General features: G+C 71.6%; 4 protein-coding genes. 3 read left to right on the forward strand and 1 reads right to left on the reverse strand.

Features of this window, described 5'->3' with window-relative positions; genetic code table 11:
- A partial coding sequence (locus I5G_RS04760) for a carboxyl transferase domain-containing protein (protein WP_022878035.1) occupies window positions 1-572 on the reverse strand: 572 nt, incomplete at its 3' end.
- A 158-nt stretch (window positions 573-730) separates the two neighbouring features.
- On the opposite strand from I5G_RS04760, the gene I5G_RS04765 reads away from it, so the two are divergent.
- From I5G_RS04765 to I5G_RS04775, 3 genes are all read left to right on the forward strand, one after another.
- Complete coding sequence (locus I5G_RS04765; protein WP_022878036.1) at window positions 731-1,513, forward strand: biotin--[acetyl-CoA-carboxylase] ligase; 783 nt, start codon at window positions 731-733, stop codon at window positions 1,511-1,513.
- Between the two features lie 60 nt (window positions 1,514-1,573).
- The gene (locus I5G_RS04770; RefSeq protein ID WP_026095653.1) at window positions 1,574-2,128 is read left to right on the forward strand and encodes a PH domain-containing protein; all 555 of its coding nucleotides are present in this window, start codon (window positions 1,574-1,576) and stop codon (window positions 2,126-2,128) included.
- A 152-nt stretch (window positions 2,129-2,280) separates the two neighbouring features.
- Window positions 2,281-3,137: 5-(carboxyamino)imidazole ribonucleotide synthase (locus tag I5G_RS04775; RefSeq protein WP_022878038.1), on the forward strand; the 857-nt coding region annotated here is incomplete at its 3' end.

Consider the following 3,137-nt stretch of genomic DNA (forward strand, 5'->3'; position numbering starts at 1 on the left):
ATGACGAAGTCCGTGAGGGCGGGGGAGTAGACGGCACCGCCGGCGGCCGGACCCATGATGATCGAGATCTGGGGGATGACGCCCGACGCGGCGGTGTTGAGGCGGAAGATCTCGCCGTACTTCCCGAGCGCGACGACGCCCTCCTGGATGCGCGCGCCGCCCGAGTCGAGCATGCCGATGATCGGGATGCCGCTGCGCAGCGCCAGCTCCATGACCTTGATGATCTTGTCGCCGGCGACCTCGCCGAGCGAACCGCCGAAGGTGGAGAAGTCCTGCGCGTAGACCGCGACGGTGCGGCCGTGGATCGTGCCCGTGCCGGTGACGACCGAGTCGCCGTAGGGGCGCGACTTGTCCATGCCGAAGGCCGAGGTGCGGTGGCGCACGTACTCGTCGAGCTCGACGAAGGAACCCGGGTCGACGAGCATCTCGATCCGCTCGCGGGCGGTGAGCTTGCCTTTCGCGTGCTGCTTGGTGCGGGCGGCGGTCTCGGCATCGACGACCGCCTCCTGGAACCTCGTGCGCAGGTCGGCGATCTTGCCGGCGGTCGTGGAGAGATCGGGCTGGTCGGTCACGCTTTCCACCCTAGCGACCGGTTCCCTGCCGATGTTGGAGGGTGCCCACAAGGGCCCCGCGCGTACGCTGTGGCATCCATCCACCTCTGCGTTGGACTGGATCGGGCGGGGAAGGCAAGTGGATGCCGAGCCCCCGCCGTCGTGTCTAGGGTGTGCACATGCCGATCCCCGCTGCCGGATACCCGCTCGCCGCCGGCGTCAGCCCGCGCGTCCAGGTGGTCGAGACCACCGATTCCACCAACGCCGACGTCGTCGCGGCCGTCATGGCGGACCCGACCGGCTGGCCCCACCTGTCGCTCGTCGTCACCGACGATCAGCGCGCCGGGCGCGGCCGCCTCGACCGCACGTGGACCGCGCCGGCGGGCACCGCGCTCGCCGTGTCGGTCGTCGTGGACGCGGTGCGGGTCCCGATCGAGATGCGCGGATGGATCCCGCTCGCCGCCGGCGCGGCCATGGCGCGGGCCGTGGACACCCGGTTGGCAGGGCACGGCGCGAGCGCCCAGCTGAAGTGGCCGAACGACGTGCTCGTGGACGGGGGGAAGATCTGCGGCATCCTGGCGGAGGTCGTCCCCGGTGCTCCCGACACCGTCGTCGTCGGAGCCGGGATCAACACGCGGATGACGCGCGCCGACCTCCCGGTCTCGACGGCCACGTCTTTCGCCGCGATCGGCGTCGACGTCGACGAGGACCGGCTGCTCGCGGACTATCTGCGTGGCCTGGACGGATTCCTCGATGCGCTGTCGAGGGGCGACGTCGCGCGGGTGCACCGCGACATCGAGAAGCTGTGCGCGACCGTCGGGCGCGACGTGTCGGTGTCGCTCCCGGACGGGACGACCGTCCAGGGGCGGGCGGAGCGCCTCGACGCCGAGGGGCGTCTCGTGGTCGGATCCGGCACGGTCGAGACGGTCGTCGCCGCGGGCGACGTCGTCCACGTGCGCTGACCCGCGCCCGTTCCGCGTGTGCGGGCGGCCACGGGAGCCGCGGCCCCGCAGAATGAGTACGTGACCCAGCCGACCAGCTACGGGGGGCGCCCGCGGACGCCGGCCCCCGGTGCGGCGGCGCCCGAACGACGGATCGTGCGCCTCCGCGGACACGCGCGACGGCTCTTCTGGTCCGCGCTCGTCCTCATCGCCGTGTCCGGTGCGGCTTCGTACTACTACGACAACCTCCCCGCGCCGTTCGAGAACTGGATGCTGCTGACCGCCGCCGGCGTGGTGCTCGTGCTGCTCGTCGTGCTCCCGTACTTCGTGTGGCTGTCGCGATCGTGGACCATCACGACGCGCCGCGTCATCGAACGCTCGGGTTTCTTCGGGTCGCGCAGCCGCGAGGTCTCGCACGTGCGCGGGTACGCGATCGAGATGCGTCGTGGCATCCTGCAGCGTCTGTGGGGTGCGGGGACGCTCACGCTCTCCAACGGCGTCGAACCTCCGATGCGTCTGAAGAACGTGCCGCACGCGGTGCTCGTGCACGAAACCCTGGTGGATCAGGTCGAGGTGAACCAGATCCTGGCGCACCGCGATTCCCAGTCGCAGGGCTCCGGCTCCGTCGACTTCTGACGCCCCACCGCTCACGCCCTCTCGATAGGCGGCATCCACGACGGGAAACGCGCTCACGCGGCGTTTCTCCGCCCGGATGCCGTTCGTCGCGAGGGGTGGGGAGCCGCGGCGCCGACCGACGGAGGCAGAATGGACGGGACGGAAGGAGCGGCATGGCGCTGCGAGTCGGAGTGGTCGGTGGCGGACAGCTGGCGCGGATGATGATCGCGCCCGCCGAAGAGCTCGGGATCGACATCCGCGTCCTCGCCGAGAGCGAGGGGATGTCGGCGGGCCTCGCGGCCACGGCCGTCGGCGACTACCACGACGCCGAGACCGTGCTGCGTTTCGCTCGCGACGTCGACGTGCTGACCTTCGATCACGAGCACGTCCCGCAGGACGTCCTGTCGGTGCTCGTGGAGGCCGGCGTCGCCGTGCACCCCGGCCCCGCGCCGCTGGCTGTCGCCCAGGACAAGCTCGTCATGCGCGCGCGCATGGCGGAGCTCGGGATGCCGCAGCCCGACTGGGCGGCCGTCTCCGACGCCGAACAGCTGCAGGATTTCCTCGACGCGCACGGCGGTCGCGCCGTCGTGAAGACGCCGCGCGGCGGGTACGACGGCAAGGGGGTGCGCGTCGTGTCGGCCGCAACGGAGGCCGACGACTGGTTCGCCGCGCTCGCCGAGGACGCGAACGGCGGGGCCCTCCTGGTCGAGGAGCTCGTCGATTTCACACGCGAGTTGGCGCAGCAGGTCGCGCGCCGCCCCTCGGGCGAGGTGCGCGCGTACCCGCTGGTCGCGACGGTGCAGCGCGACGGCGTGTGCGCCGAGGTGATCGCTCCGGCCCCCCGGGCGGGGGAGCGGCTCGAGCGCGCCGCCGCACAGATCGGCATCGCCGTCGCGGAAGGCCTCGGGGTCACCGGGATGCTCGCCGTCGAGCTGTTCGAGACCTCCGACGACCGCATCCTCATCAACGAACTCGCGATGCGGCCGCACAACAGCGGTCACTGGACGCAGGACGGGGCCGTCACGAGTCA

This window comes from Microbacterium sp. B19 (assembly GCF_000333395.1).
Lineage (GTDB): Bacteria > Actinomycetota > Actinomycetes > Actinomycetales > Microbacteriaceae > Microbacterium.

Bases quoted from the DNA above. Each gene is read 5' to 3' on its own strand.
- I5G_RS04765 (WP_022878036.1), top strand. From the start codon at position 731: ATGCCGATCCCCGCTGCCGGATACCCGCTCGCCGCCGGCGTCAGCCCG.